Annotated in this window: 21 protein-coding genes and 2 pseudogenes; 13 read left to right on the top strand and 10 right to left on the bottom strand. The window is 69.7% G+C overall.

Annotated features, from left to right (window positions below; translation table 11 throughout):
- Together repSA and B086_RS0114710 are read right to left on the bottom strand one after the other, a co-directional pair.
- A partial coding sequence (repSA, locus tag B086_RS0114715) for a replication initiator protein RepSA (protein WP_018567180.1) occupies positions 1-1,231 on the bottom strand: 1,231 nt, incomplete at its 3' end.
- On the bottom strand, positions 1,228-1,563 hold the full coding sequence (locus B086_RS0114710) for a hypothetical protein (RefSeq protein WP_158690389.1): 336 nt from the start codon (positions 1,561-1,563) through the stop codon (positions 1,228-1,230). The genes B086_RS0114710 and repSA, both read right to left, overlap by 4 nt.
- 189 nt (positions 1,564-1,752) lie before the next feature.
- On the opposite strand from B086_RS0114710, the gene B086_RS42850 reads away from it, so the two are divergent.
- A complete protein-coding gene (locus B086_RS42850; protein WP_078531091.1) occupies positions 1,753-2,511 on the top strand; it encodes a GntR family transcriptional regulator in 759 nt (252 codons plus the stop codon).
- A 38-nt stretch (positions 2,512-2,549) separates the two neighbouring features.
- Positions 2,550-3,071, top strand: coding sequence for an AAA family ATPase (locus B086_RS42845; RefSeq protein ID WP_078531095.1), 522 nt, complete (start codon positions 2,550-2,552; stop codon positions 3,069-3,071).
- 896 nt (positions 3,072-3,967) lie between these two features.
- On the opposite strand, the pseudogene B086_RS40015 reads toward B086_RS42845, so the two are convergent.
- From B086_RS40015 to B086_RS0114690, 5 genes and pseudogenes are all read right to left on the bottom strand, one after another.
- Positions 3,968-5,625 (bottom strand): annotated as a pseudogene (locus B086_RS40015) (site-specific integrase).
- Between the two features lie 120 nt (positions 5,626-5,745).
- Positions 5,746-6,069 (bottom strand): annotated as a pseudogene (locus tag B086_RS42840) (NUDIX hydrolase); the annotation flags it as partial.
- A 46-nt stretch (positions 6,070-6,115) separates the two neighbouring features.
- Positions 6,116-7,030, bottom strand: a complete 915-nt coding sequence (locus tag B086_RS0114700) for an FAD-dependent oxidoreductase (protein WP_018567178.1) — start codon at positions 7,028-7,030, stop codon at positions 6,116-6,118.
- 4 nt (positions 7,031-7,034) lie between these two features.
- The gene (locus B086_RS0114695) at positions 7,035-7,604 is read right to left on the bottom strand and encodes an isochorismatase family cysteine hydrolase (protein WP_018567177.1); all 570 of its coding nucleotides are present in this window, start codon (positions 7,602-7,604) and stop codon (positions 7,035-7,037) included.
- A gap of 24 nt (positions 7,605-7,628) precedes the next feature.
- A complete protein-coding gene (locus B086_RS0114690; protein WP_051115838.1) occupies positions 7,629-8,702 on the bottom strand; it encodes a helix-turn-helix domain-containing protein in 1,074 nt (357 codons plus the stop codon).
- A gap of 272 nt (positions 8,703-8,974) precedes the next feature.
- Between B086_RS0114690 and B086_RS0114685 the strand changes: the two genes are divergently transcribed.
- From B086_RS0114685 to B086_RS0114650, 8 genes are read left to right on the top strand one after another with little or no spacing between them, the layout of a single operon-like run.
- The gene (locus B086_RS0114685; RefSeq protein WP_018567175.1) at positions 8,975-9,442 is read left to right on the top strand and encodes an NUDIX hydrolase; all 468 of its coding nucleotides are present in this window, start codon (positions 8,975-8,977) and stop codon (positions 9,440-9,442) included.
- 3 nt (positions 9,443-9,445) lie between these two features.
- A complete protein-coding gene (locus B086_RS0114680; RefSeq protein WP_018567174.1) occupies positions 9,446-10,093 on the top strand; it encodes a hypothetical protein in 648 nt (215 codons plus the stop codon).
- Complete coding sequence (locus tag B086_RS0114675) at positions 10,090-11,889, top strand: DUF4254 domain-containing protein (RefSeq protein ID WP_018567173.1); 1,800 nt, start codon at positions 10,090-10,092, stop codon at positions 11,887-11,889. The genes B086_RS0114680 and B086_RS0114675 overlap by 4 nt, the downstream gene beginning before the upstream one ends.
- Positions 11,890-11,936: 47 nt before the next feature.
- Entirely contained in the window at positions 11,937-12,512 is a 576-nt protein-coding gene (locus tag B086_RS0114670; protein ID WP_018567172.1) for a phosphoribosyltransferase family protein, read from the top strand.
- The gene (locus tag B086_RS0114665) at positions 12,509-13,666 is read left to right on the top strand and encodes a glycosyltransferase family 9 protein (protein ID WP_018567171.1); all 1,158 of its coding nucleotides are present in this window, start codon (positions 12,509-12,511) and stop codon (positions 13,664-13,666) included. The genes B086_RS0114670 and B086_RS0114665 overlap by 4 nt, the downstream gene beginning before the upstream one ends.
- Positions 13,663-14,799, top strand: coding sequence for a hypothetical protein (locus B086_RS0114660; protein ID WP_018567170.1), 1,137 nt, complete (start codon positions 13,663-13,665; stop codon positions 14,797-14,799). The genes B086_RS0114665 and B086_RS0114660 overlap by 4 nt, the downstream gene beginning before the upstream one ends.
- On the top strand, positions 14,784-15,533 hold the full coding sequence (locus B086_RS0114655) for an SDR family NAD(P)-dependent oxidoreductase (RefSeq protein WP_018567169.1): 750 nt from the start codon (positions 14,784-14,786) through the stop codon (positions 15,531-15,533). Before B086_RS0114660 ends, B086_RS0114655 begins: the two co-directional genes overlap by 16 nt.
- Complete coding sequence (locus B086_RS0114650) at positions 15,526-16,119, top strand: histidine phosphatase family protein (RefSeq protein ID WP_018567168.1); 594 nt, start codon at positions 15,526-15,528, stop codon at positions 16,117-16,119. The genes B086_RS0114655 and B086_RS0114650 overlap by 8 nt, the downstream gene beginning before the upstream one ends.
- A 108-nt stretch (positions 16,120-16,227) precedes the next feature.
- Here B086_RS0114650 and B086_RS0114645 read toward each other — a convergent pair whose 3' ends face one another.
- Entirely contained in the window at positions 16,228-17,025 is a 798-nt protein-coding gene (locus tag B086_RS0114645) for a DUF6907 domain-containing protein (RefSeq protein ID WP_018567167.1), read from the bottom strand.
- A gap of 360 nt (positions 17,026-17,385) precedes the next feature.
- A complete protein-coding gene (locus B086_RS40010) occupies positions 17,386-20,526 on the bottom strand; it encodes an NACHT domain-containing protein (protein ID WP_051115837.1) in 3,141 nt (1,046 codons plus the stop codon).
- Between the two features lie 729 nt (positions 20,527-21,255).
- Here B086_RS40010 and B086_RS0114635 point away from each other — a divergent pair.
- A complete protein-coding gene (locus B086_RS0114635) occupies positions 21,256-22,194 on the top strand; it encodes a hypothetical protein (protein ID WP_018567165.1) in 939 nt (312 codons plus the stop codon).
- 226 nt (positions 22,195-22,420) lie between these two features.
- Here B086_RS0114635 and B086_RS45440 read toward each other — a convergent pair whose 3' ends face one another.
- On the bottom strand, positions 22,421-24,727 hold the full coding sequence (locus B086_RS45440; RefSeq protein ID WP_234029314.1) for a serine/threonine-protein kinase: 2,307 nt from the start codon (positions 24,725-24,727) through the stop codon (positions 22,421-22,423).
- Between the two features lie 367 nt (positions 24,728-25,094).
- On the opposite strand from B086_RS45440, the gene B086_RS0114625 reads away from it, so the two are divergent.
- Positions 25,095-25,775: a hypothetical protein gene (locus B086_RS0114625; protein WP_018567164.1), complete on the top strand. Its 681-nt coding sequence runs from the start codon at positions 25,095-25,097 to the stop codon at positions 25,773-25,775.
- Positions 25,772-26,422, top strand: a complete 651-nt coding sequence (locus B086_RS44580) for a sigma factor (RefSeq protein ID WP_018567163.1) — start codon at positions 25,772-25,774, stop codon at positions 26,420-26,422. The genes B086_RS0114625 and B086_RS44580 overlap by 4 nt, the downstream gene beginning before the upstream one ends.
- The last annotated feature ends 31 nt before the right edge of the window (positions 26,423-26,453 follow it).

Here is a 26,453-nt window from a genome sequence, read left to right as displayed (position 1 = left end):
CGCGTTCGTGGCGTTCCTGGCGGGCGCGGTAGTCGGCGCGTACCTGGCGGCGTTCGCTGAGGGTGGTGGAGTAGGCGCGGGACTTGGTCATGAAGTGGCCGCGGAAGCCGAGCATGTGGGCCCAGCGCCACAGCAGCCGGTCGGGGTAGGCGTCGTCCAGGGNGTGGCANGCNTCGATCAGGCGGCGGGTGTGCGGGGGCAGTGGCAGGCGGTCGAGTTCGGCCAGCTCCCCGATCCGGCGGTCCACTGTCTCGGTGGCTTCGGCGGCTTTGGTGGCGTATTTGGCGACGTAGGAGGCGACCGCCGTGTCGGTCAGTTCGACACCCTGCAGGCTGCCGATCGGCTGCACGTCCACCTGGGAGCCCCAGCGCAGGGTGCGGGCGGGGAAGTCACCGCCCGCGGGGACCGGTACGGCGACCCGGGCGGCAGCGGCCTTGATGGCGTCGTCCAGGAGAGCGGTCGTGGCCCACGCGGGCGGAAGGTCGTGCGGTCCGTCCGGGCCGTCGAGGCGGACCACGGCGTGGAAGTGCACGGAGCCGCGTTTCTGGAACTCGGCGACCTTGCCGAAGGAGACCCGGCACACCTCCCGCATGGCCGTCTGGGTGAGCCCGGCACGGGCGGCGATCTCCCGGCGCAGGTAGATGGTGAAGCGGCGCCACAGGTCCCCGGCGTGGTTGTTCCACAGCACGGCCCCGGCGTAGTCGTAGCGGGCCGGGTCGAGGGCTGTGCCCAGGGCCGGAGCGTCTTCGGTGTGGGAGCTCCCGCAGCGGCAGCGGCCGGAGGACGGTCGGTTGTGGACCGGCCCGAACGACGGGGCCGTCAGGGTGGCGAACACGCCGGGATGCTGCCGGACCCTGTCGGTGATGCCCATCCGGGGGTCGCCGGTGATCCCGGCCCGGATCAGGTGGTACACGTCCCCGGCATACGTCCAGGCGCACGCGGGACAGCGCGAGGCCCGCCGGTTGCCGCAGGCCACCCGGAGCATGCCGCCCGGCTCGTGCTCGGTGCTGTAGGAGTAGAGGACGTCGCCGGTGGCGCGGTCGCGGGTGACGGTCTGGCCCCTCAGCCGGATCGGCTGGGCACAGCCACCGGTACGGCGCACCTGTTCCTGCCAGCGGTCGAAGCCGGGCAGGTTGGCCACCCGCAGCAGGTCGGCCAGGGTGATCGGGTCGGTGCCCAGGGAGGCCGCAGCACCGGCCACGGCCTCCGGGGGGACGGGGAACACCGTCACGCGGCACCCACCAGCAGCTCAGCGGCGGCCTTCCGGCGGGCGGGCGAGTGCACCGAGCACGGACGGAAGAACGGCTTGTCGTCGTCGAAGGGCAGGTCAACGACCCAGCCGGTGAAGCCGCCGTCGAGCGGGTAACCCTCGATGTGGCAGGCGCACAGCGGACTCTGTCCCTGGCTGGAGTTCGTGCAGTAGCACGGGACCAGCGCACCGACAAAGCCCGTCAGCGAACCGTCTTCGTCCAGTTCCACGAGCGTCCCGGCGCAGGACGGACAGCCGTTCGAGGTGATCGAGACCGCAGGCTCAGCGTGCGACGCAACCAAGGATGCAGGCATGATGGGGCTTCCCTTCGAGGGAGCCGGGGGCAGCGGTTCTTCTTGGCGGTTGAGCGCTGCCCCCGGGCATGGATCAGACCGGCTGTGTTTCCGGCCTTACAGCCGGTCACATACCTAGGGTTCCCTAGGGCACCCTAGGGTGTCAAGGGGTACGCTAAGGAACGAGCCACTGACCCGAAGGAGCTGACCATGTCCGACCAGGCCGACAATCGAGCGCCATACGCGCAGATCGCCGCCCATTACGAAGGGCTCATCGCATCTGGCGAACTTCAGCCGGGAACCCTTCTGCCCAGCATCAAGAACCTCGCGCAAGAGTGGAGCGTCAGCACAGCGACCGCCGAAAAGGCGCTCAGGAAGCTACGCAATGAAGGGCTTGTCAGGGGAATTCACGGAATCGGGACGGAAGTTCTAGACCGCCCCGCCCCGATGTCCTCGGGCTCTCAGCGCCAGGATCGAGGACGCCTTACCGGATCAAGTTGGGGATCTGGCGAGCGATCGGATTCACATCAGGCAGCAGTGGTGTCGGCACCCGCAGACGTAGCACAAGCCCTGGATATAAAGCCTGGCTCGGACGTCATCCGACGCTGCCGAGTGTATCGCGACCGGCACGGAATCGTCGCCCACTCGACGTCATGGATTCCGACCCGCTATCTCAAGCTGATTCCGCAGTTGGCGAAAAGCAACCGTCTGACCGGTGGTACTTCGCTACAACTAATCGCGGAGGCTACCGGTCGACCGATCACCCAACGAATCGACACCGCTTCGGCGCGCCTCCTCACCCCGGAAGACGTGAAGCTCTTGGAGCTGGACACGGCAAAACCGCCAGCGGAACCAGTAGTCGTGATGACAGCAAAGTTCCTCGACAGCGACGGCAATGCGGTGGAGTACGGCGTCGACCTCGGCGGCCCCGGCCGAACGTGGCGAACTGAATCGGAAGTCACCCAGTGACCGGCAGCGTTGAGAACCGCAGCCCTTTCTGCGTCCTTATGGCAGGGCTCCCCGGCGCGGGCAAAACGTCACTAGCACAAGCGCTCGTGGCTCGCGGATTCTTCAGGCTATGTCCAGACGAGGTAATGTACCACCGACATGGCGTGTATGGGGTGGATTTCCCCCGAGGTATCTTTCCCACTCTAGAGCGGCCGGTACTGGAAGAAATCTCTGTGGAACTCAGCGAGCGGCTTAAGTCGGGATATGACGTGGTGGTAGACCACGGCTTCTGGACACCGGAAGACCGAACTAAGTGGCGATCCATCGCGAGTGACGCCGGAGCGACTGTAGTAATGGTCTACCTAGAGGCGAGTCACGAGGAGCTTTGGTCACGCGTGAGCAAGCGAAATGCCCGGCATGAGTCCGACCCGAACTCGATCTACTTTTCCGAAAGCGACTTGATCCGTTATCGGAAGCGGTTTTCACCTCCAACTCCGGACGAGCCCCACATCGTTTACAACGGCGATCCTAAATCCATCGTCGCTGCGCTCGAAGCCGCCACCGCTACGCCGCACTCATGACCCGCAACGGTCGAGCGTTACAGGTTTCTCTACCTCATCAAGCCCCGGCTGCGCTCCGCTCCGCCGGGCGCGCTCCTGGCTCCGCTCCGCCGCCGCTCCTGCCTTCGGCCCGCTCCGGCGGGCTGCGCCAACGCGCGCCCACGTGAGAGGCCGGGGCGATGGGTGACCACCGTACGCATGCCACGGTCAAGACGATGCCTCCGGCGGGGGATCGGCCGACACCGGGGTGGAGGGGGCGCCGTCGCCGACCGCGGGCACGTTGGGGCTGGCGTGGGGTGCTTCCATCCCGTCCACCGTCGACCCAGGCAGAGCCGAGCAGACGCGGCCCAGGGCGTCCAGGTCGTTCGTACAGTGGCGCGCTCCACCTGGACGCCCTGAACCACGCCCGCTCCACGGTGTGTGGGTCGACGGCGGACGGGATGGAAGCTGGGGTGAGTGGTGGGTTGATGTATGGGGCAGGTGATCGTCAAGTCCACTACACACGCGCCTCGTTGACCGTTTGGCGATCAAGGGACACATCACGCTACAGTTGCTCCGCGCAGTCGCCCGCCGGGAACAACGTCAGGGTGCGCCCATCAAGAACACCCGCCGCGCGCGGAGGTACCGCCATCTGAAACGCGCTCTTGATGCGAGGGGGTACGGGGTCCGGCCCGTCCCCTTCCCCTCTTGGGGGTAGATCACGCCCGTGCCACAACCGTGCCAGAACGGGCGGGGAACAACGGGGAACAAGGGCGCGAGAGAGAGCACGCATCGATGATGCTCACTGATGGGAAATGCGCAGGTCAAGCTACTGATCACCCAACCTCGCTCCTAAAGCGGGTGTCGCAGGTTCGAATCCTGCCGGGGGCACAACGCATCACCGCTCTGACCTGGGGTTTCTCCCCCAGGTGGGGGCTCTACTCGGCCTCGGACTCCTCGTCCGGGGCCGTTTGCGTGAGCGGTGCGTGAGCGGACGGAGAGTCGATCTCCTGAATTTCTCCCAACGGATCAGCACCATCCGGCACGGTCTCCGGGCCGGTCTCCTCCGGCTCTTCGGGCTGGGGCTCCGGCTTCGCGGCGGGTCGCGCGCGGGGCACGAGCCGGGCCGCCGCCTCCGCGATGGCGAGGTCGGCCTCGGGGAGCAGGCTCGTGTAGGTGTCGGCCGTGATGTGATCGAGGAGTGGCCGAGCATCTCCTGGATGTCCTTCAGGTCGGCTCCGGCGGCGTGGGCGAGCGTCGCGGCCCCGTGCCGGAGGTCGTGGAGCCGGACCGGGGGCAGTCCGATCTCTTCGTGCAGCTCGACGAGCCGCCGGGTGACGTTGGCGGGGTGAAGCAGCTCGCCGTTCTCCTGGGTGAAGACGCGACCGGTCTCCACCCAGGCCGTGCTCCACTCCTCTCGGTCCTTGTCCTGCTGCGCGCGGTGCCGTCGCAGGGCCTGGACCGTGTCGGAGTCCAGCGCGATGGTGCGGGCTCCGGCCTCGGTCTTGGGATCGTCCTCGTACACCTCCCAGCCGTCCACGACGAGCTGCTTGGCGACGGTGATGAGCCCCGCGTCGAGATGGGTGTCGGTCCACTTCTGACCGCACGCCTCGCCCCGGCGCAGTCCGCGGAACGCGACCAGGTGGAAGAGGGCATACAGGCGGTCCTCCGCGACGTGGTCGAGGAAGAGGCCCGTGTGCTCCGGGGTCCAGACCATGACAGGTGAGGGCTTCTCGCCGGTGCGCTTCCAGTGGAGGATGCGCTCCTCGGTCCACACGAGGGCCTTGGGCCGCTTGCCCGCTTCCAGTTCGACGTGGGCGGCCGGGTTGAAGGTGATCAGCTGCTGGGCGATGGCGGCGTTCAGCGCGGCTCTGAGGGCGGAGCGGACCCGCTGGCGGGTGGCCGCGCCGACGATCCGGCGGTAGGGCTCCATCTCGTCGATGGCGGCCTTCATCACCTAGCGGTGAGCGCGGTGTTCGCGCCCCTTCCAGGGGATCCGGGCGAGGTCCTCGAACACCTTGCGCCTGGCTGCGTTGCCTTCGGCTATCTCGACGTTGGCCTCGGCGATGGCCTCGAACAGCTCCGACAGGTGGGCCACGCGGAGGCGGTCGAGCCGGAGGTGGCCGATGCGCGGCTTAAGGTGGACGCGGATGTTGCTCGCGTCCCGGCTGATCGCGCTCTGGCGTCCCTTCTTGCCGGCCAGCCACATGTCCAGCCAATCCCCGACGGTGAGGCGGCTGGTCAGATCGAGGCCGTGGGCGAGGCGCCGCCGGGTGGCCTCGATGTCCGGCAGCGGTGACTTCTCGTCGGCGACCCGCTCCAGAAGTTCGGCGATCTGTGCGAGGCCCTCGGGGTCGTCGCTTTCGGCGAGGCCGACAAGAGCGCGGACGTGGTCGAGGTTGGCCTGCGCCGCCTTCAGGGTGTCGTAGCCCGCGCGGCTGAAGGAGCGGCGGGTGCCGTCGTCGCGGGGCGGGAGTTCCTGGCGGATGGAGTAGGAGCCGTGCTTGCGGCTGGTGAGTTTGGGGCAGTTCTTGCCGAGCGGTTTGCCGGTCTCGGTGTCGCGGCAGTAGCAGCGGCGGTGGGTGGAGCCCTTCAAAGACGTTCCTCCGGATGGGGGTTGGAGTCGGGTTCGAGTGGGTCGACGTCGTGGAGTGCGGGCGGGAGGTCGAACCGGCTCGAACCGTCCGTACAACACGTACTGCGGGATCTCGCCGTGCGCGGCCCAGGCCAGGTCGGCCACTTCGTCATCACTCGCGATGACCGCCTCGCCGCCGACGGGGCGGCATGCGATGTAGTGGATCTCCCGGCCCGTCACGGGGTGAGTCCGCTGTCCCAGCACGCTCTGCGGTGCCACCAGAAGCCCAGCCTCCTCCCGGGTCTCCCGCGCTGCGGCCTCTTCGGGGGCTTCCGCAGGTTCGATCTTCCCGGCCGGAAACTGCCACGAGAGTGCGCCTTCCGCCACGCGTCGTCGCACGAGCAGGACGCGCCCGTCCTGAACGACGACGGCAGCGGCGACCGCCGTCTCGGCCTCACTGGTCACGGAGATTCCCTTCCGAGCGCCGTCACCGTATCCCGTCGAGGTGGTTTCAGCTCTTGGCGAGCACTTCCCTGGCCTCGTAGTAGGCGTGCAGTGCGGCCTCGCTCCCCGAACCCAAGGCGGTCATGATCCGCTGGAAGCGGGCGGAGCGGAGATCGCCGGCCACGATGACGCGGGGATGCTGGTCGGTCGGCGGGCAGTATCCGTCCACGCCGCGGGTCAGGTCGCCGGGCGGGGCGGTCGGGGCGTTGCCGATGCTGAGGTAGGCGGCATCCGCCGTGATCGTCCGCGGGGTGCCGCCCTGGCCCATCGCTTCCGCTGACACCCCTGTGCCCTCGGCGGGCCTCAGCGTCAGGTGCTCGACGGGGAGGAGCGTGACGCGGGGATCCTCGCGGACCTCTTCGATCTTGTATTCGTCGGCCGCCGAGTATGCCACGAGCAGGCAGGTGTCGGCGGTCGGGTTGGCTCGCAGGAAGGTGCCGATCGGGCGGTCGCCGCCGAGGACGAGGAGTGTCCGGCCCTCGGCGTCGTCCGCCTCGGCCTGCCAGAGCGGGGGCAGGGTCAGTCCGTCGGGGGCGGTGATCCAGGTGGCATCGCGGGGTTGGAGGGGGCCGACGCCGGTGGCGACGATGACGTACGGAGCGGTGAGACGGGCGCCGGTGTCGACCGTGACGGTCACATGGACATCGTCGGCTCGAAGCTCGGTGACGCGCCGGCCGAGTTCGAGACGGCACAACTCCGTGCTCTTCAGCTCCGCGACGATGGAGTCGGCCAGCTCGGGGCCGCTGGTGTAGCCGCCGAGGACGTTGTTCAGTACCGGAATCCGGTAGAGGTTGCGGCACAGCCGGTCCGGCTCGACCAGGATCGAGCGCATGCCGACGCTGGCGGCCATGCGGGCAGCGGCGCAGCCGGCCGGGCCTCCACCCATGATGATCAGGTCGGTGTCGTACAGCGTGTCGGCCATGAGGCTATTCCAGCACCGGGGTCCCGGCGTACGCAGTGAGTTGACCCATCACGTGTTCGGCGGTGACGAGTTGGCTGGTTCCGATCAGGCGGCGGGCGACGAGGAGTCCGGCGTCATGCACCTCGGGGCCGGCGTCGCTGGCGCAGGCGTCGGTGACGATCCAAGGCGCGTAGCCGTGCTCGAAGGCGTCGGCGGCGGACTTCAGGACGCAGCTCTCGGTGGCGATCCCGCAGAAGACGAGGTCGGTCCAGCCGGCCCGGCGGATCAGTTCAGCGGCCTCCGGGGTGAGGAGCGTGTACCCGGTCTTGTCGACGACCGCGTGTGCGTGGGCGGCAGCATCGGCGAGCTCGGTGACGATGTCGGTCTCGGGCGCTTCTTGAAGTCGGCGCCACTGGAAGAAGCGCTCGTAGGGGCTGTCCGGATAGTTGAAGTACCGGGTGAAGACCACGGGGCGGCCTGCGGCAGACCACTGGGCGACCAGGTCGGAGACCGCTGGCACGGCGTGGCTGCTGTGGTGGTTCACGAAGCCGTTCTGCATGTCGATCACAACCAGCACGGCGGTGCCGATGTCCATCCGCTGTCTCTCCTGCCCGTGTTCTCAGCCGACGCTCTCGCGTAGAGCGTCCTGCGCGGCGCGTAGCCGTTCGGCCAGTCCGCTGGTCTTCATGATGGCCTCCCGCATCAGGACGTGCTGCGCGGTCTCCTGGGCGCGGGCGGTGGTGAGCCGGGAGGAGGCGGCGCGCAGGAAGCGCCAGCCGTACCGCTCGGGCATGGAGGGGTCCTGGCCGTCCTCGATCATCTGCTGGATCTGACGTGTGAAGCACCACAGGGCCTGGACGGTCAGCTCGCAGGCGACCAGCTCGTCGATGCCGAGGCTGCGCTCGCGGGAGTGGGAGGCGTAGGCGACGCCTGACCAGCCTGCGTAGCCGGTGGAGACTCCCCGTACGCCGAAGGACACGATGTCCGGGTGGTCGAAGCCGGTGGCGAGGAGCGACTCCTCGACCGTGCCGTCCAGGGGCGCGGGCCCGTCCGGGGCACCGCGGTCGACCAGCACGGAGGGCGTGGACAGCAGGCGCAGTGCGGTGTCATGGGCGTCTCCCGCCCACGGGCCGGAGGTGACCCAGTACAGGGAGAGGACGTACTCCGGGTTGGGGACGCGGGTGTGGTCTTCGTCCAGGAGATCGCGGAGCTTGTCTCGTGCCCAGGGCAGATCGGAGGCGTAGGAGCGGTAGCGCCAGACGGCGAGATCGGTGAGCGCGGCGGGCTTTTGAGGCTGAACAAGGTGGAAGACTGCCACCCCGCAGGCGAAGACGTGCAGGAGGCAGTCCTGCGCTTCGGGGTGGTCCACTCGGGCCGAGGCGGACTCCAACCACTGGTCGTCCACGCTCGGTGTCATGTGTGCGCGGAGTAGGCGGGAGCACTCGACACCGATGAAAACTGGCAGGAACTTGTGGGAGTCGACTTCGATCCGGCCTGCGACGGTTGCACCTGCGTCACTCATTCCCAGCGCCGCCGCGAACCGGGCCTTCGCGTCCTCCGAAGCGCGGCCGAGCGCGGTGTCCAGGACGGCCTGAGATTCGGCACGGGGCTGGTAACTTACCCCGCCACCCTCCCAGTTCGACACTGTTCGGTCGCTTACACCCAGGTATGCGGCGAAGTCTCGCAGGCTCATGCGCAGGGCGTCGCGTAACAGCCGGGCTTCCCGGCCGGACCATCGCTGCACCATGACCACCGTCGTACCCCCTGTCCGCCACCTGGTGGAACGCCGAAACGACCAGCGTAGCCAGCCTCGTTCAGCAGTGGTGCGGCATTGCTGCAGCGCCCGTTCGTCACACCCCGTCATCGCCCTGCACCATGCTGATTCCACCGAGCCGGAGTGTCCACCGCCACCAAGCGGCCCTCCGCCCGTTCTCTCCCTTACCACCACCAGAAGGAGCAAACAGCATGACCGACATCGTCAAGCGCAACGCCCGCGCCATCCTCCTCGACGGCGACGAACTCGTCCTCATCAAGCGCACCAAGCCGGGGAGGGAGCCGTACTGGGTGACCGTCGGCGGAGGGGTCGAGGCGGACGACGCGACCATCGAGGCGGCGCTGCACCGGGAGGTGTTCGAGGAGCTGGGCGGCAAGCTGGAGCGCGCCGAGCTCGTCCACCTGATCACCGACGAGCTGGAGGGCGGCGTCGGCGTCCAGCACATCTTCGCCGCGCGCCTGGAGTCGATGGACTTGGCCGCGCGTACGGGCACGGAGTTCGCCAAGCCGGAGCGGGGTGGGTACGACGTGGTCCGGATGCCGTTCACCGCCGAGGACGTCCGTGGGCTGAACCTGATGCCGCCGGAGCTGGCCGAGTTCATCGCCGCCAACACGAACGCGATCGTCTCCGTCCTCGACACCCCGGTCCGCGAGGCGTGAGCGATGCCGCAGCCCCCGGACTTCGTCAGCCTCAACGGCCCTGACAACGTCGGCAAGACGACCCACCTGGTACGGCTGGCCGAGCAGTGGGACGGTTTCCAGCCGCTGGGCGCGGTCCACGAACACGACCCCGATGCGTGGGCGCGGGTGGCGGCCGGCGACTACGCCCGGTGGTGGTTCGAGACGTCCACGACCGTCGAGCTGACCGAGATGCTGCTCGTCGGCCACGCCAGGCGGGCCGCCGCCCGCGAGGCCGGGCGTACGGGGCTGCTGGATAGGGGCCTGCCCATGCTCCTCGCCGTGGCCGCCGCGACCTGCGTGGTCAAGGACGCGCTGACGGTCGGCGAGGCGTTCAAGACCGTGACGGGCATCGCCGGTTCACGAGCCGCCGCCTCCGAGACCTCGATTCTCCTGCTCCCGTCCCTCGACGCCGAGCGCAGTTACGCCATGACGAGCGCTCGCGAGGGCCGCCCATGGACCGGGATCTACCCGGCCTATCAGAAGTCGCTGCACGCGGTCCTGCTCCACCAGACCGAGCACGGCACGTACAACACGGTCGTGGACTGCGAGGACCGCTCCCTGGACGACGTACACAGCGACGTCCTCGATCGCCTTGGCCTCAGCCCACTCACTGATGGGAGTCCCCGGTGACCCAGAACTCCCCGCCCCTGGTCCTGCCGCTCGGCCTGTCCCGCGCCATCGCCACGCTCCAGGACAAGGACCGGCACCGCCTGGACGACGCCGTCACCCGACTCCACACCGTGAACGGACACCTGTGGGGCACCGAGGACCGGGTGCGCGGCGCCTTACTCTCCGCCGCCCAGGTCGCCGACTGCAAGCGGGAAATCGACCAGCTCAACGCCGAACGCAACGTGCTCGCCGAGCGGGCCGACGAGGTCCTCGGTTCGCTGGCGGACGCGGGCCGCGCCGATGCGCCACTACACACCGAGACGATCGCCTCCGTCGTCGACCGTCTGTCGGTGCTGACGCTGCGGATCTGGCACAGCGAGCGGGCGGCGGCCCGGGACGAGCTGACCCGCCGCCGCGTCCCCGCCCTCCACGGCCAGCGGGAGGAGCTGTGCGCCGCCCTCGACACGCTGGTCTCCGACGTCGTCGCTGGCCACCGTCGACTCCCCGTACCGGCCCGCTTCAAATTGTACGGCCGGGACGACGCAGCCCCCGCGGAGGTCAAGCCGAGTCGGCACCTGCGCCGGGTCATCGCCTTCGGTGGGCTGAGCGAGTGCGGCAAGAGCACCAGCGCCGAGTTCGTCCAGCGCACGTGCGGTGCCCAGCGCTTCAAGATCGGCTTCCTGCTGCGGCAGGCGGCCCACCGGGAGGGCCTTGCGGACCCGTACGCGCTCTCGGCCCGGCGGCAGGCCGAGCTGCTGCTCGGCGAGTTGAACCGCTTCGCGGACGCCCACGTCGACACCTGGCTGTTCACCATCGAGTCCGTCCACGACGACGCCTCGATCTCCGAGCTCAAGCAGCTCATGGGCGACACGCTCCAGATCGTCTACCTGGACGCCTCCTTCCCCGTACGTGTCGAGCGGTCCGGGACGCCTGCCCAGGCCGTTGCCGCGAAGGACGAGATCAAGATGAGCCGTGGTGCCCACCAAGTCGCCGCGCTCGCCGACCATGTGATCGACAACACCGGTAGCATCGCCGCCCTCCGCGCCCGCCTCCGACGCATCGCCGCCCCGCCCGCCACCACGGCGCTGCGCGTGGCCACCCCGTACGGGCTGGGACTGCCAGCCGCAGTCGCCTCGGCGACGGCCGACTTCACCGACGCGGTGCGGGCGTACGGCCCCGGCGTGCGGCTCGTCGCCCTGACCGGTAGCCCCGGCGAGGGCAGCTGGATCGCAGGCTGGTCCGACCTGGACCTCCTAGTGATCACCGAACACGAGGCTGCCGGACGAATCCACGAGGCCCTGGAGCAGTACCGAACAGCCCTGGGCGGTGCGGCTTCCCTCGGCCCCACCCTCGTCACGCCCGGCGAACTGACCGCCCGGCGCCTCACCCCGCGCCTGGCGTTCGTCCTCCACCAACTCCAGGAGGGCAGCCCCGTTCTGCACGCCGTACCTGGCCTCGAACTGCCGACGATCGGCCGAGACGAGCTCGCGTTCGCCGCCGTCCGGGAACTGCCCCAGGTCGTCTTGACCATGCGCCGCCTGCGCGCCGACGCGGGGCCTGCCGCCCTGCGGCAGCTCTACAAGCACCTCGTGCTCGCCTGCCGCCTCCTCCTGCGTGAACACAACCAGTGGGAGTCCGGCCCGGACCGGATCCTCGCCACGGCCTCCCGCCTGCCGGGCCTGCGCGACGTCTCAGTACCATCCCTGGCCGAGATCGCCGATGCCTGGCGCGACGGCGACACCGAACTCGTCCTCAAGCCCGTCACCACGGCGGTCGACCAGTTCCTCTCCTGGTACGCCGACCAACTCGCCGCCTGAACAGCCTCCCCTCCTTCTTCGCTTCTCCATCCGACAGGAGCTTCGCCATGCCCGAAACCATCGCCGTCCCGTCCTTCTCCGCCCGGATCGTCGAACGCCTCAGCGTCGGGGCCACGAGCCGCCGCGAGCGCGTCATCCACTCCCTGGACGGCCTGGAGGACCCGGTCCACCCCGACGCCCTCGCGAGCACCGGGGCCGACCTGTGGCGTCTGCTCCAGGAGCAGGTGCCGGACGGACTCGGCTCCGTGGACTTCCTCCTCGGCCTGGACGCCGGCGGCATCCTGCCGACCGTCTCCCTCGCCGGCGCCACCCACGTCCCGTACAAAATCGCTTGGAAGCTGCACCTTCCCCTCGACGGCGCGGTCCGCTTCAGCGAGCCCCACGCGATGCGCACCGACGTCTTCGCGTACGGCATCACCCCTGGGCAGCGCATCGTCATCGTGGACGACGAGATCACCACCGGCCGGACCCTGGCCGACCTCACCCACCGCCTCCGCGAGGCAGGCGCCCTCCCGCTGGCGGCGGCCTGCCTGGTGGAGGACACCACCCGCGGAGCCCGCGACCTGCTCACCGACCTCGGTCTGCCCCTGGTCTCGCTCACCACGATCGAAGGCCCGGCGTGACCGCGGTCGCCCCGGCGGGGATCCGGTTCCACCACGGTTCCGTGGTCATCCCCGCCGGACCCGTCCACACCACCCCGCTCGGATACGACCGTGACGGCGTCCCCGTCGGCGCACCGCTCCCGCTTGCCGCTGCCGCCGAGCTCGTCCACCGCCTGAGCGGGTGCGGCGAGGTCGTGGCGGCTTTCGAGGAGAAGCTCGGCGACACCCTCCTGGCACTGTCGGGGGTCCGCGCGATCCTCGACTGGCTGCGACTGCGCTCGGTTCGCGTGGCCGTCCGGGCAGTCGGTCCGTACGCGAGGTTGATCGCCCGCACCGGGCTGATCACGCGGCCCCAGGCCACCGCGCCGAACGGCCAGCGGGCCGTGATCGGCGACCGCGCGGGAATCGAGGCGCACGGCTCGACGGCGGTGGTGAGCCTGGTGCTCGACCCGGCCGCCCCGCCCTGCTGGTCGACCGACGGCCGCGCCCACCCGGACCTGCCCGCCCGCCACTACCTGGCGGGGGAGCGCCGCCTCGGCATCCGCCTGCCCGCCACGACCCCTTTCGTTCCCACCCTCGCGACCGGGCCGAGCGACCTCGTGGAGGAACTGCGCTCGGCGGGTTGGCTCGGCGGGCTGAACATCGCCGCCATCACCGCCACCAGTTGGCCGGACCGCAAGGACTACACCGCCCAGCGCTACATCGCCTTCGCCGAACACATCGCCGAGGCCCAACAGGCCCAGGCTCGGCTACTACTCATCGGCGGCAACCGGGTCGATGGCCTCCGCGTCACCGCGGAGGCTCCTCGGCGCCATGTGCAGGTCCTCCGCCTCGACGGGATGCCGGCCGATCACCTCGCCGACCTCTTCCCGCACTGCCACCTGATCGTCGGCAACGACACCGGGCTCACCCACCTCGCCGCGATGGCCCGCAGCAGGGACGGAAGCTCCCCGCCTGTCATCGGCTTGTACGCGCGCCACAGCCACAGCAAGTGGCGCACCGGCCTGCCGCACCATCACGCCGTCGCCACCGACCTGTCCGACCGCATGCACCAGAGCGACCTCTGCCCTGTACGCGACGCCATCGTCCCGGACACGGACGTGCACATGGACGCCTTCCCGCCGGCCGGGCTGGCCCAAGTCGGCCTCGAACTGCTCAACGGGGTGGGGCGATGACCTTCCGGCCGCCCCTTCGGATCGGTCCGGTACGACGCTTCACCCGCAATCTGCTCTGCCCCGTCGACCTCCTCGGCCAGCCGCTGCTCCTGAAGTACACCCGCGACTCGGCCGAGGCCCGCGAGGCGATCCGCGGCCACGCTCGCCTGGCCCGGCACTACCGCGTCCCCGCCCTCCATGCCCACCTGCGCGTGCCGGGCGGGCACCTCATCGCGTACGAACGCCTCTCCGGCGGCACTGACCAGGGACTCCTGCTCGACCTTCTCAACGCGGACGAGCCGAGCGGCGACCTCCACACCTACCTGGACCAACTCACGATCGCGTACCGCGAGGTCATCCTCGCAACGGCATGGTCAGCCGATCCGGCACACGTCGTCCGCAAGCTGTACTGGGAGCGCGCGGCTCCCGGCAGCCGACTCGACTCGTACTACGCCGGGAAGGACTTCTTGGTCGCCGACAACCTCATCGACGTCCCGGTCTCCCGCCTCGACACCTATACCCTGAGCGTCAACGGCCGTCGGCACTGTCTCGACTGGGCCGCCACACTCCGCTGGCTCCGCGCCCACTTCGCCACGGCCGAGCCGGTCTGGGCGGCCCTCACCCAAGGCGACCCCACCGACGTCAACCTCGCCCAGCCACTCGCCTGGTTCGACTACGACACCGCCGGGACGAACAGCATCCCTGGCGAGTTCGCCAACTTCCTCTGGTACGCCTCCGCACTCGGCGGCTGGCTCGTCCCCACGTACAACCCGAGCGCCTTCGCCGACCACCCGGCCACCTTCGCCCACGTCCCGGCCAACACCCCGGAGATCCGGCGAGCGGACGTCGACCACACCACCAGCACCATCCACATCGACTACGCCCCGTGCCTCTCGGCTCCCCGGCAAGCCGCCGTGACCGCGTACTGGAACCAGCTCGTACGGCCGGTCGCCGACCGCCTCTGGCCCGACGAGAACCTCGCGAACCTGCTCCGTCCCTACCTGGCCATGCGCATCCTCGGCGTCTACGACCTGGCCGACCTGGCCCCCGAGGACCGGCTCGTCCTCCTCGCCCGGCTCGCCGAGGCCATGAGCCCCGCCTTCGACCCCGCCACCTACTTCTGCCCGCTGGAGTCGCCATGCCCAGCCCCCTGAACGGCCACACCGCCCTGGTCACCGGAGCGACCGGCGGTCTCGGCTCGGCCATCGCCCGCCGCCTCGCCGCCGACGGAGCCACCGTCGCCCTCGCGCACCTCGACGACGACCGGACAGCGGCGAAACTCGCGGCTTCCCTCCCTGCGGCCGTCTCCCTGGAAGCCGACCTCCGCGACGCCGAAGCCGTACGGTCCCTATGCCAGCAGGCCCGCGACGAACTCGGCCCGATCGACATCCTCGTCAGCAACGCTGGCGCCTATCCCCGTCGCCCGTGGACGGAGACGACACCAACCCACTGGGACGATGCGCTCGCCACCAACCTGACCAGCCACTACCTACTCGCTCACGAACTCAGCCCCTCCATGACGGCCGCCGGCTGGGGCCGAATCATCACCATCGGCTCGGTCCTCGCCACCGCGGGCCGCCACGACCTCACCGGCTACATCAGCGCCAAGGCAGGCGTCGAAGGGTTCACCCGGGCTCTCGCCCGCGAACTCGGCCCCGCCGGCATCACAGCGAACTGCGTCGCTCCGGGCTCCATCCGTGTCCCCGCCGAGGACACCGTCGTCGACGACTCGGAGGCCATGACCGCCCGCCAGCTCGCCCGCCAGTGCGTGCAGCGCCGGGGCCGCCCGGAAGACGTCGCCGCGGCCGTTGCCTTCCTTGCCACCGACGGCACCGGCTTCATCACCGGTCAGACCCTACGCGTGGACGGGGGCTGGATCCTTGGCTGACATCTGGCTCATGCGCCACGGCGCCTACCAAGGCCACCGCCCCGGCCACCACGCCCCGCATGATGCCGCCCTCACGCAGGAGGGCCGCGACCAGGTACGTCGGTCCCTTCCCCTCCCCAACGGCATCACCGCGATCGTCACCAGCCCGATCCCCCGTGCCCGCCAGACCGCCACCCTCGTCTCGCACCTCACGGGCCTACCGATCGTGGCCACCTCCGGCCTCCTCGCCGAATGGCGAGCCCCGAGCATCGTCCTCGGCCGCACCGCCGAGACCTACCCGCCGGCCTACCGCGCCTGGCGAGCCCGCCGCCTCGCCAACCCCTCCCTCCGCTGCGAAGACGGCGAAAGCCTCACCGACCTCCACACCCGAGCCCGCCACTGCGCCGCCTTCCTCCACCACACCGCCGGGCGGCACGGCCCCCTCCTGGCCGTTTCCCACACCCTCCTCCTGGGCGTCCTCACCCACCTTCAAGAAGGCCCCGCCGCCTTCATGACCGCCGCGAAGACACCCTGGCACTTCGCCGAACTTCGACTTCTGACCTCCCATCAACGAGCAGCAACCGGACCTCAGCGACCTGCCCCATAGATGGCCGACACGCCAGCCACCCCACCCGCCGAGAAACCCTCCGGCCCGATTTCCGATGCCGTGAGCGCCAGGACCGCGCCACGCGATCCGTCCTCGCCAGCAACTCAGTCAAGCGTTGGCTTCCCAGTCGATCCTTGCTTGAACGAGCACCTTGCGGGTCTGGTCAAGCCGTGCGGCCTGTGCCCGGAGCTTGTCGGCAATGTCTGCTAGGTCAGCGGGTCCTAGATTTTCCATCCAGCGGCCCTCCACCACCTCTAGATCGACATGCGGTACACGGGAGAGTGGGTCGCTGTCGAAGGGGCGTACTTGCAAATATCCACGAAAGACATCTTCGGGCTCGGCCAGGTCCTTGTACCCGGGCCCGGCCACACTCATTTCGACGCCTTCGACGGTGAGCCAGTGATCGATGTCCACCAGTAAGCCGAGCCTGTCAGCGCGCAGCGGTTTCTCCGCATAGTCATCGACACTGCTGCGCTCGACCCACGGAGGGAGATACCCGGAAATATGCCCGCCCCCTTCGATGGTGATGGTCCAAGTAGTTGGTTTCTTCACGGTGTCGGCGGTGGGCTCGGGCGAGTACGTCCCAGCTTGAAGCTGGTCAGCGAGCGCCATCACCTGGCTGGCAAACGCGCCGACCTGCATGGCATAGGAATGCAGCCCGGCGACATCGAAGTCATTGCTGTCGCCTCGGTGGGTGAAGCTGGCGGTCAATTCACCGTCACCATCAAGATCGTGGAGCCATGCCTGCAAGTGAGGGGGCGACCCCTGTCCGGTGCCTAGCACCTCGGCGACGACGCCCATGTGCGAATGGTGGTCGCCGGTGTCGGTGCACCAGGTGTAGGCAGAACAAGCAGAGTTCGGGGCGATCACAGGGACCGGAGCCGAGTCGACGGTGGTGGCCTTCATGCCAGAGGTACTAGCCACCGATGGTGTCGACCATGCCACCCCCAGACGCGGTCCACCCCGCCGGGTGATCTATGTGTGAGGAGGGGGCTGCGGGGCATGGATCTAGCCTTCAGCCTCAGCATAGAAGCGACAGGGGATGCCACTTTCGGCAACGGCGCGTTGACCGAGAAGGACGTGCCTCAGCATGGTCTCAGTTGTGGTCTCATTCACCCCCGTCCAGGGCTGTTCGAGCGGCCTCTCCACGTCCTCTGCACCGCAGGCCAGAACGTTCCTGATCTTCACAGGACCCCCGTACGAACACTTGGAAAGCGTGTTGTGGGCAACCCCTCACGGTTCGAATCTCGTATCCTCCGCCACGGCTTAGTACCGCGACTCTGAGGGCTGGATCACGACACCCGGAGGTAGAGCGTCCGGGTTCGCTACAAGCAGGCGACCCGGGGTCTTCACCGAGCACAGTTGGCCGAGTTCGCTAAGCGGGCGGACATCCAGTTCGATGGGCTCTCCGGACATGTCTATGTGCCGCAATCCGGGAAGCACAGTGACGAGCTGTCGCATGTCCAGGCTCTCGTCCATGGCGAAGAGCCGCAGACGGCTGACCCCGGGAAGACTGATGCGTGCCTCGTGGAACGCCCGCAGTATCCGTGGCGGAACTACCAAACGAGTCAGGGCGGGCAGGTCGGACACTGCGGCCAGGCTTCCCCGCGAGGGAACCTCTTCCGAATCGAGAATTCGCAGTGTCTTCAGCCCTCGCCATACCCCGATCTCGGTGAGGTCGGTGACCGTCGAGGGCAGGCCCAGGTCTGTAAGCGGTGCCAGTGTCGGCAAGGCTTGCAGACTGGGGACGGTCATGCCGTCGCCGAGATAGAGGTATCGAAGGTGGAGGAGGTCGTTCAGGCATCTGAAGTCGCGTGGCCCGGGTATCCGCCGTAGCAGTAGTTTGCGTAGCGGAAGGCTAGATATCGGGGAGAGATCCCGGATCGCCGGGCTCTCGATGAGGGAGAGGCGTTCCAGAGAATGGAAGGGGCGGAGGAAGTCCAGGTCGCTGAGGCGGTTGCAGGTGAGCGAGAGCTCCTTCAGCGTGCTTGTCCTCACGGCACCGGTGATCTCATCTTCCGAGAACGTCCCGAACATCGCGAGATAGGGGTGGTCTGGCAGCCTGGACAGGGCGGCGAGCTCGGCCGGCGTGTTCACTCTGAGATGGGGCTCGCCATCGAGTGACAGGCCGGTGAGGACCTCTGCGGCGAACCGCTCGGCATCGAAATCGCTCCACCCGTTGAGCAGCGTGCCGCGCACCTTGGAAGAAGGATGATCGCGGAACTCGGCGAGCTTGGGCAGCGCGGCGTCGCTGCCAAGCGCGTTGGCCACGTGCACCACCGCCATAGCCTCGGCCTCGGTCAGACCCCCGGGCCCCGGCAGCAGCTCCAGCGCGACGTGCCCGACGGCCGCCAGGGACTTGGCCTCGCCGTATGTCCTGGGCGGGATCAACGCGGCGGCCCGCTGTTCCACCTCCCGCCGTATCTCGGGGTCGAGCTGGGTGGCGTGTTCCAGGCAGGCCGTGGCCAGCAGATGTAGCCGGACGCGGTGCTTGCCCACCTTGTCGCCGCGCTTGACCAGCTGGGTGAGCAGCCGCTTCCTCTCCTCGGGCCGCCCGTGTGCCACGGCCATCCGGACGACGTCCTCCCACTGGTCCAGGTGAGCGTTCCGCACCAGCAGGGGGAAGTCGCGGTTCTCGACAACCGCGCGGGCAGCGAGGTAGTCCTGGAAAGTGCGGTGCACGAAGTCCACGACATCGTTGGCGGGTTCCTGCAACAGTCCGGAACGGTCGAGCAGATGCCGGTAGACGTCCTCGGCGGATCCCAGTGCCGCGTCCCGGTGCATGGTGGGCAGCGCCTGGGCGATGAGATCGACGGCGTCGGCGCGGTCCATCTGGGAGTGGCCGTTGCGGATCAGCCAGTAGGCCAGCCGTTCCAGCAGCAGGGTCTGGGACCGGATGTCCAGTTGCGGCCCGTGGTCGATGCTCCGCTGCCGGTCGCGTCGTTCCAGCAGCATCCGCAGGGCCGCCTCGTACAGTTCTTCTCGGCCTCGTGGCAGATAGCCATGGCTCGCCCGGTGCAGGGCGCAGATCAGTCCGCACATCAGGGGGTTCGTGGCGAGCCGCCCGAGGTCCTGGCGGCTGCGCACTGCCTTCAGCAGGGCGTCGGCCTGGTCGTGGTCGGCCTTCGCCGCGCGGTGCCAGCGGTCGATGAACGTGGCGACGTCGTCCCGGTTCATGGGTGAGAGCGACAGCTCGCGGAAGCCGTCAGCGGCCAGCCAGTCCTCCCGTACGGCCGACGGCCGCGCGGTGATCAGGCAGACGTTGCCGGGGAACTCCTGGAGGAGGCCGCGCAGCCACTGGCGGGTACCGTCCCGCAGCTGCTCCGGTACCTCGTCGATGCCATCGACCAGCAGCAGCCCGCGCCGCGCGGACAGCACCCGCTCGGCCCAGCCGACCGGTGGGGTGTGCGGACAGCCCACCGTGCTCAGAAAGTCGCGGGGCGCGGGAAGCTCGGTGCCGGCGCGCGTCAGGGCGCGCAGGGGCAGGACGAACGGGACGCGGCCAAAGAGGTGGACAAGGCTTCCACTGGGCCGGAGCTCGGCGGTGGCGACGGCCAGCCACTGCACCAGGGTGGTCTTCCCGGCGCCCGCGACCCCTCGTAACAGCACCCGTTCCAGTCCGGCCAGCGCCTGCTCCGCGCGCTGGGGCGGTCCGGACCGGTTCCAGTGGTCGTCATCCGGGGCGGTACCCGTGAAGCGGGATGCTCTGTCGCTGGTCTCCAGGCTCAGATAGGCGTCGTCCAAGGGCCATTCGTCGTCCAGGTCGATGCCGAAGATGGTGAGCCGGCTGTACCGGTTGACAAGGTGGCGGCGGTATCGCTCCTCGAACGCGGCGTCCTCAGTGTGGCGGGCCGGCAGCCGTTCGAGGAGCAGGTCCAGCGCCTCCACCAGCCGCTGGTTCTGCCGGCACTGCTCGACCAAGGTGCGGGCGACGAAGGCGGAACGCCTGGTGAAGAAGTCAATGATGTGCAGGCAGGCCAGTCGCACCAGCCCGTCGTGGAGCAGTTCCCCGTCTCGCGACAGCTCGGCGCGCTGGGGCCCGGCGGGCAGAGCCGCGGCCAGCCCCTCGGGCCCCAGCCGGACGGCCTGTACGTCGTCCATGTCCAGATCGCCCAGCCCGGCGAGGGTGTCGGTCAGTGCCAGGGCGACGGCCTGATGTTCCTCGGGGGCGGGGGCGTCATGGGGGCCTGCGGCACGGATCGCGCGGTCGAGTAGCTCACACGCAAGCTTCTCCAGGTCGCGTCGGGTCAGGGTGCGTTTCTCACCTCGGAAGGAGACCAGTGAGGCGACGCGCACCGGCTCGGAGACCAGGCCCGCGCCCGGCGGCTCGGCCCGGAACAGCTTCTTGACCAGCGGCGCCACGGCGGCCGATCCCAGCCGTAGCCCAGCGGTAGTGATGGCGTCCATGTGCACCCTCCCCTCCCCGGGCCCCTCCCCGAGAGCGTCCTTGAGCCCTTTCTGAGGGCCGCCCGCCAGATTCTGCCCGACCTGGCGAGCCAGGGCCTGTCCGAGAGTCCACCTGAGCTGCCGCCTGGTTGCATTCACGCCCGTCCGGGCCCGTCCAGACTGGTCCGCTCCTGATCCTCCACCACAGGTCAGAACACCTACGGCCCCCGCCGGACCCCGTACAAACATTTGCAAAGCGTGTTGGTGGTTGGCCTTTGGCGAGATGGAGTGCGCTGGCTCACGGACCAGCTGAGCCAGCCGCCGCCCGCGCCTCCGCGCTCCAGGACACATGCTTCGTGCGTGAGCAATGCGTGAGCGGACTGCCCACTACAGGGTGGCAAGAACCGGATCAAGTGACTCGACGCATCGCGCTGACCAGGGGAAACAGCACTGCCCGGTATCAGCGAGCAGCCCCCGGCAAAGGTCCGATCCGACTCCTAAAGCGGGGGTCGCAGGTTCGAATCCTGCCGGGGGCACAGTGTCTGAACAGTGCGTCCACCTCTCTCGGGGTGGGCGCGCTGTTCGTCGTGGACGTGGCATCGGCCATCGGCCTGGCGAACACCAAGCTCAAGCCCGTACGGCCTTCTTCCCGTCCGTCTCGACGCAGACCCGGTTCACGCAACGCGGGCGGCCGATCCCGCGTCTGGCAGGGAGAACAGCCAAGAACCACCCCCCTGAACGGAGCGCTCGGTGCTCATAGGACTCCTGACCGCCGTTGCGGCCTCGATCTGTTACGGCACGGGCTCCGTCCTCCAGGCCGTCGGCTCCCGCAAGTCGGCCCGCCGCGAGGCGGCCGCCGCCGGACAGGTCACCGCGCATGGCGGCCCCAGTCTCTCCTCCACTGCCCAGGCCGCGATGACCTGGGAATTCATCGTCGGCACGGTCCTGGACTTCGTCGGCTTCGGACTCGGCGCGCTCGCCGCCCGTCTGCTGCCGCTGTTCCTCTCCCAGACGGTCATCAGCGCCAACCTCGTCATCACGGCCGTCCTGAGCGTCAAGCTGCTCGGCATCCGGCTGACCCGGGCGGAGTGGACCTCGATCGCAGTCGTCTGCTCGGCACTGGTGCTGCTCGCGAGCGCGGCGGGCTCTGAGGGCAGCGGGCACACGCCGATCAGCACCCACTGGTGGCTCCTCACGATCTCACTGCTGCTGATGGCGGGCGGCACGGTCCTGGTCCGGCTGCTCGGCGCCCGGGCCGCGATCCTGGCCGGTCTGCTCTCCGGTCTCGGCTTCGGCGCGCTGGGCGTGGGCGTGCGAGTGCTGAACGGGATCGATCCGTTCGCCCTGGCCACGCTGCTCACCGACCCGGCCCTGTACGCCATTCTGGTCGCCGGAATCGGCGGCATGTACCTGCACACCGTCGCGCTACAGATCGGCTCGGTGAACGGGGCGACGGCGGCGCTGGTGGTCGGCGAGACCGTGCTGCCCGGCATGATCGGCGTCTGGTGGCTGGGGGACGCGTCACGCCCCGGCTTCGCCTGGCTGGCGGTGACCGGCTTCGTCCTGGCGGTCTCGGGCGCGGTCGCGGTGGCCTGGTTCGGCGCGGCGGAGAACGCCGGGAAGGACGTCCCGGCCCCGGCCGACACCCCCGCCCAGAACCCGGCGCTTGCCCAGGACCGAGCCTCTTAGCGTCGGGGACCGGCGCGGTGGCTGCCGCGCCGTGTCCGGTGCCCGCCGCTTCGGACCATCGGAGGCCACCGTCTGCCACCGGAAGCGGCCTGCCGTCACGTGCTCACCGCGCCGCTCGATCGTCGCCCACGGGCAGCACCGGACGAGCGCGGTGTGCATCCCGGCGGCGAGGGCGATGTCGTTGTGGGCCTCGTGCAAGCAGACGACGGCAATTTGACGACAGGCCCTAGCCGCCCAGGGCCGAGGCCACGCTGCGGGCGGCGACCATGGCTCCTTGGTGGGTGTAGGAGGTGTCGTCCGGTTCGCCGTCGGTGTGGCGGCTGCGGGCGTAGAGGAGGTTCACGCAGAGGTTGCCCGAGCGGAGGATGATCGTGGTCGTGTTGATGCTGAGGTAGGTGTCGCCGCCGTGTGTCTTCTCGTCGTCCTGTTTGTAGACGTCGATGATGGCCTCGTCCCCGAACTCGCCGGGCTTTCCGAGTTCGGTGATCTTCGAGCCGTCGAGTCCGGTGCCGTAGCTGCGCTGCTTCCGTACATAGGCTTCGGCGCTCTTCGTGGTGGCGAACTTCTCCGCTCTGATCGTCAGATCGGAGTCGACGGTGTCGGACGGCGCGGACGACTCGGTCGTCCAGCCGCACTCCCGCTCCGTGTCGGTCGTCCTGGAGTCGGCGGGGCGGCGGTAGGCGATGAGGGTGTCCAGGAACGACTCGTCCGACAGGCTCCCGCAGATGTCCGGGATGGAGGTGAATCTGACGGGCGCCACCGATGGGCCGGACGCCCCGGTCGGTTCTCCGCGGCCCGTCCCGCCCTGCGCCGCGTAGACGGTGCTCACGACAATGACACAGGTGAGCAGCAGTACGCCGGCGATCACGGCCGGTGTCCTGCCCGTGGGCCAGGAGCGCGGCGGGCCGTCCGGCAGTCTTCTGGTCGGTGGGACCCCTCCTTGGGCGCGGGCCGGGAGCCTCTCGGTCTCCGGTCCGGGCGGGTCGGTCGGTCCGGGCGGTTCGGGGGTGTCGGGGGGCGTGCGGGCCGCGCGGCGGGTCGCTGCGTCTCGGACGCCGTACACCGCGATGGCCAGGACGGCCACCGTCACCGTGATCGCCTCCGGGTGGATCAGGGCGACGTACGGTGTGACGGTGGTACGGGCGACGCCTGCCACGGGCAGCACCGTGTCGAGCAGCGCCAGGGCGATGAGGGCCACGAGCGCGTAACCCGCCCTGCGGGGCCACGGACCGGTGCGGGGTGTGAGGGCGGCGGCCAGTCCCAGGAGGCTCACCAGAGCGGCTGTGGACACCCCGCCGAAGGTCAGCCACCGCCCGAATCCGTGGTAGTAGCCACCGGCGATGGAGATCCCGGTCACCGCGCCGTAGACACCGAACAGGACCATCGGCAGGGCGAAGCGGGAGAGCGTCGCGGCCTTCGCACGCCATCCCGGCCGTCTCAGCAGGACGAAGCAGCCGGCCAGCCATGCGGTGGCGGCGGCGGTCGCGGCGGCGCCCGACGCCACGTCCCGGCCGTCGTCGACACCATTGATGTTCATCGTGGTCACGGTGGTGGCCGCCAGCACGATCAGGAGCCAGAGGGCGGCGGCGAACCTCGCTCCGATCACGGGAGCCCGTGACGGGAGCGGCTGCGGCAGCGGTTGTGGTTGTGGCTGTGGCTGCTGTGGTCGGGGCTGCGGTGGGGGCTCAGGGGTCCGGTCCAGCTGCCGCAGCGCCCGGGAGACCTCGGCGGCGGTCCGGTACCGCTCGGCCGGGTCCTTGCGCAGCAAGGTCAGGACGAGGGCGTCCCAGGCCCCGGGGATGCCCGGCCGCACCGCGCTGGGTACGGGCGGCTCCTGGCTGAGGTGGGCCGTCAGATAGCCCACGCTGTCGGGGGCCTGGAACGGCAGGCGGCCCGTGATCAGTTCGAAGAGCAGACAGCCGAGCGCGTAGAGGTCGCTGCCCGGTTCCGGATAGCCGCGTGCCTGTTCGGGCGCCATGTACGGGGGCGTGCCCACGATGAAGCCGGTCCGGGTGAGGCGGTCGCCGGTCGCGTAGGGGTCGGCGGCCCGTGCGACGCCGAAGTCGAGGACCTTCACCGTGCCGGCGGGGGTGACGAGGATGTTGGACGGCTTGATGTCCCGGTGCAGGACACCGGCTTCGTGCGCGTCCGCCAGGGCGTCGCAGATCTGCGCGCCCCACCGGGCCGCGTCCTCCAGGGTGACGGCGCCCCGGCGGAGCTTGGCGTCCAGCCCCTCGCCGCGCACCAACTCCATCACCAGGAAAGGGGCGTTGCCGTCATCCGGGCCGCTCTCGCCGAGGTCGTGGACGGTCACGATGTGCGGGTGCTGGAGACGGGCGGTGATCCGGGCCTCGCGCAGGAACCGGGCGCGCGCCTCGCCGCCGCGGCTTCCGCCGCCGGCGAGCAGGGAGATCACCTTGACCGCGACCCGCCGGTCCAGTGTCTCGTCCTGGGCCTCCCAGACCTCGCCCATGCCGCCCTCGCCGAGCCGCCGCACCAACCGGTAGCGGCCTCCCAGGAGCCGATCCCGCACCACAGTCCTCCCCCGTCCCGGACCAGTCTGCCCAGCCGCCCGTGCAGAGATCCCTCGGTCACCTCACCCGTATCGGAACGGCACGGGCGACGCAAGGACACGCGCCGGGGCGTGAGCGTCGGCGTCGTACGCCGTGTACGGGGACGACGCGACCGGGCGGCGTGGTTTCAACCGGCCTGCGGCGAGGGGAGGTTCGGTGGGCGCCCGGAGTCCGTCCCGCGTCACGGCCGGCCACAGCGGCTCCGGGCCGGGGCGTCCCGTCGCCCGGACCGGCGGCGGCCGTACCGCCGTTGCCCATTGTGGCCAATCGGCTGCCCGCCTCCGTACTTGTCCATGAAACTGTCGGACAAGTGGCGAAAGAGGCGACGTGATCTTCTTCGTTACGGCGGGGGTGAGTGCCGTCCTGTTGAGCGCGCTGAGCTTCGACCCCGAGCTCGCGGCGTACTGGCGTCGCTGGCTGGGCCGCTCGGGCTATCTGGCGCGGCGGTCGCTGCTGGCGCTGCCGCCGCTGGTGCTGGCACTCCTTCTGTGCCATGTGGCCCAGGCACCGCGCGGTGGTGCGGCCGAGGCGTTGAACGGCGCCTGGATCGGGCTGACCGTCGCCGCGCTGCTGAAGGCCGACCCCGGGCACCGCAGCGTGCCGAAGCTGCGCAGGACCGCCGACTCCCGGCAGGCGGCCTCCGCGCTGGCCTGGATCCACGGCGTCGCCTGCCACCGGTTCGACGTGGCGGCACGGCGCAAGGTGACCGCCCATCTCGACCGGCTCAAGGTGCTCGGCCCGGGGTCGGCCGAACTGGTCGCCACCGCCGAGGAGATGGGGGCGCTGCTGTCCCGGGAGGCCGCGGCGGCACCGGCCAGATCGCGGGCGGCGCTGCGGGAGCGCCTGGAGGAGATCCACCGGCAGACCAGTGTGCTGGAGGACCCGATGGCCACCGAACCGCAGCTCCGCCGGGCCGCGTTCGGGCTGGCGGAGAACCTCATGCAGGAGATGACCACGCGCCGGTGGAGCCGGCAGCCGGTCCAGCCGCACCCGGAGGGGAAGAAATGACCGAGACCGGCACCGGGCCGACCCGGTTCACCACCGACTGCGCCACCATCGCCCGGATCCTGCGCGAAGGGGACAGCGAACCACTGGACGCGGCGCAGGAGACCGCACTGGCGGACGCGCTGCGCAACATCACCGGCGATCTGCCCCGGATGCTCAGCCACAGAGCCGTGCCCGACGGCGAGGACCCGCGTGACTTCGTGCAGGAGGTACTGGCCCGGTTCGTGGCCGCGGCCACCAAGGGGCTGGTCGATCCGGGCCGCTCACCGTCCGGATATCTGCTGCGCATCGCGTCGAACCTGATGGTCGACGGCGTGCGGTCGGCGCCGGATCCGGTGCCGCTGGCCGACCTCGGGCCGGTGCTCGATTCGGGCGTCGCCCTGCCGGCCGCCGCCGGAACGGGCCCGGACGCCGTCGCCCGGCTGATCGACTCCCTGGGCTCGCGGGCGGCGGTGCGCGAGGGGCTGGCCCGCGCGTACCGGGCCGGGGACCACCTGGTGCTGGAGGTGGTCGCCGCCTGGCTGGACCTCGCGGCGGAGACGGGCGCGGTGCCGGGCAGCCGGGCGGTCGCGGAGCGGGTGGGAGTCAGCAAGACCAGTGTGGCCAACGCGCTGAAGCGGTTCGCCGACCGGTGGGTGGGGCGGCCGTGAGACGGAAGCCGCCGACCGGCGGAATCGGGGT

This window comes from Streptomyces sp. PsTaAH-124 (genome assembly GCF_000373685.1).
Taxonomy (GTDB): Bacteria; Actinomycetota; Actinomycetes; order Streptomycetales; family Streptomycetaceae; genus Streptomyces; species Streptomyces andamanensis.
The sequence above is the reverse complement of the archived record's forward strand: the minus strand, read 5'-3'. Positions and strand labels throughout refer to the sequence as shown.

Coding starts and splice junctions, on each gene's coding strand:
- B086_RS40010 (WP_051115837.1), bottom strand. CDS start 20,526: ATGGACGCCATCACTACCGCTGGGCTACGGCTGGGATCGGCCGCCGTG.
- B086_RS42850 (WP_078531091.1), top strand. CDS start 1,753: ATGTCCGACCAGGCCGACAATCGAGCGCCATACGCGCAGATCGCCGCC.
- B086_RS0114670 (WP_018567172.1), top strand. CDS start 11,937: ATGCCCGAAACCATCGCCGTCCCGTCCTTCTCCGCCCGGATCGTCGAA.
- B086_RS0114700 (WP_018567178.1), bottom strand. CDS start 7,030: ATGGCCGACACGCTGTACGACACCGACCTGATCATCATGGGTGGAGGC.
- B086_RS0114680 (WP_018567174.1), top strand. CDS start 9,446: ATGCCGCAGCCCCCGGACTTCGTCAGCCTCAACGGCCCTGACAACGTC.
- B086_RS0114690 (WP_051115838.1), bottom strand. CDS start 8,702: ATGAGCCTGCGAGACTTCGCCGCATACCTGGGTGTAAGCGACCGAACA.
- B086_RS0114655 (WP_018567169.1), top strand. CDS start 14,784: ATGCCCAGCCCCCTGAACGGCCACACCGCCCTGGTCACCGGAGCGACC.
- B086_RS0114660 (WP_018567170.1), top strand. CDS start 13,663: ATGACCTTCCGGCCGCCCCTTCGGATCGGTCCGGTACGACGCTTCACC.
- B086_RS0114695 (WP_018567177.1), bottom strand. CDS start 7,604: ATGGACATCGGCACCGCCGTGCTGGTTGTGATCGACATGCAGAACGGC.
- B086_RS0114645 (WP_018567167.1), bottom strand. CDS start 17,025: ATGAAGGCCACCACCGTCGACTCGGCTCCGGTCCCTGTGATCGCCCCG.
- B086_RS42845 (WP_078531095.1), top strand. CDS start 2,550: ATGGCAGGGCTCCCCGGCGCGGGCAAAACGTCACTAGCACAAGCGCTC.
- B086_RS44580 (WP_018567163.1), top strand. CDS start 25,772: ATGACCGAGACCGGCACCGGGCCGACCCGGTTCACCACCGACTGCGCC.
- B086_RS0114685 (WP_018567175.1), top strand. CDS start 8,975: ATGACCGACATCGTCAAGCGCAACGCCCGCGCCATCCTCCTCGACGGC.
- B086_RS0114710 (WP_158690389.1), bottom strand. CDS start 1,563: ATGCCTGCATCCTTGGTTGCGTCGCACGCTGAGCCTGCGGTCTCGATC.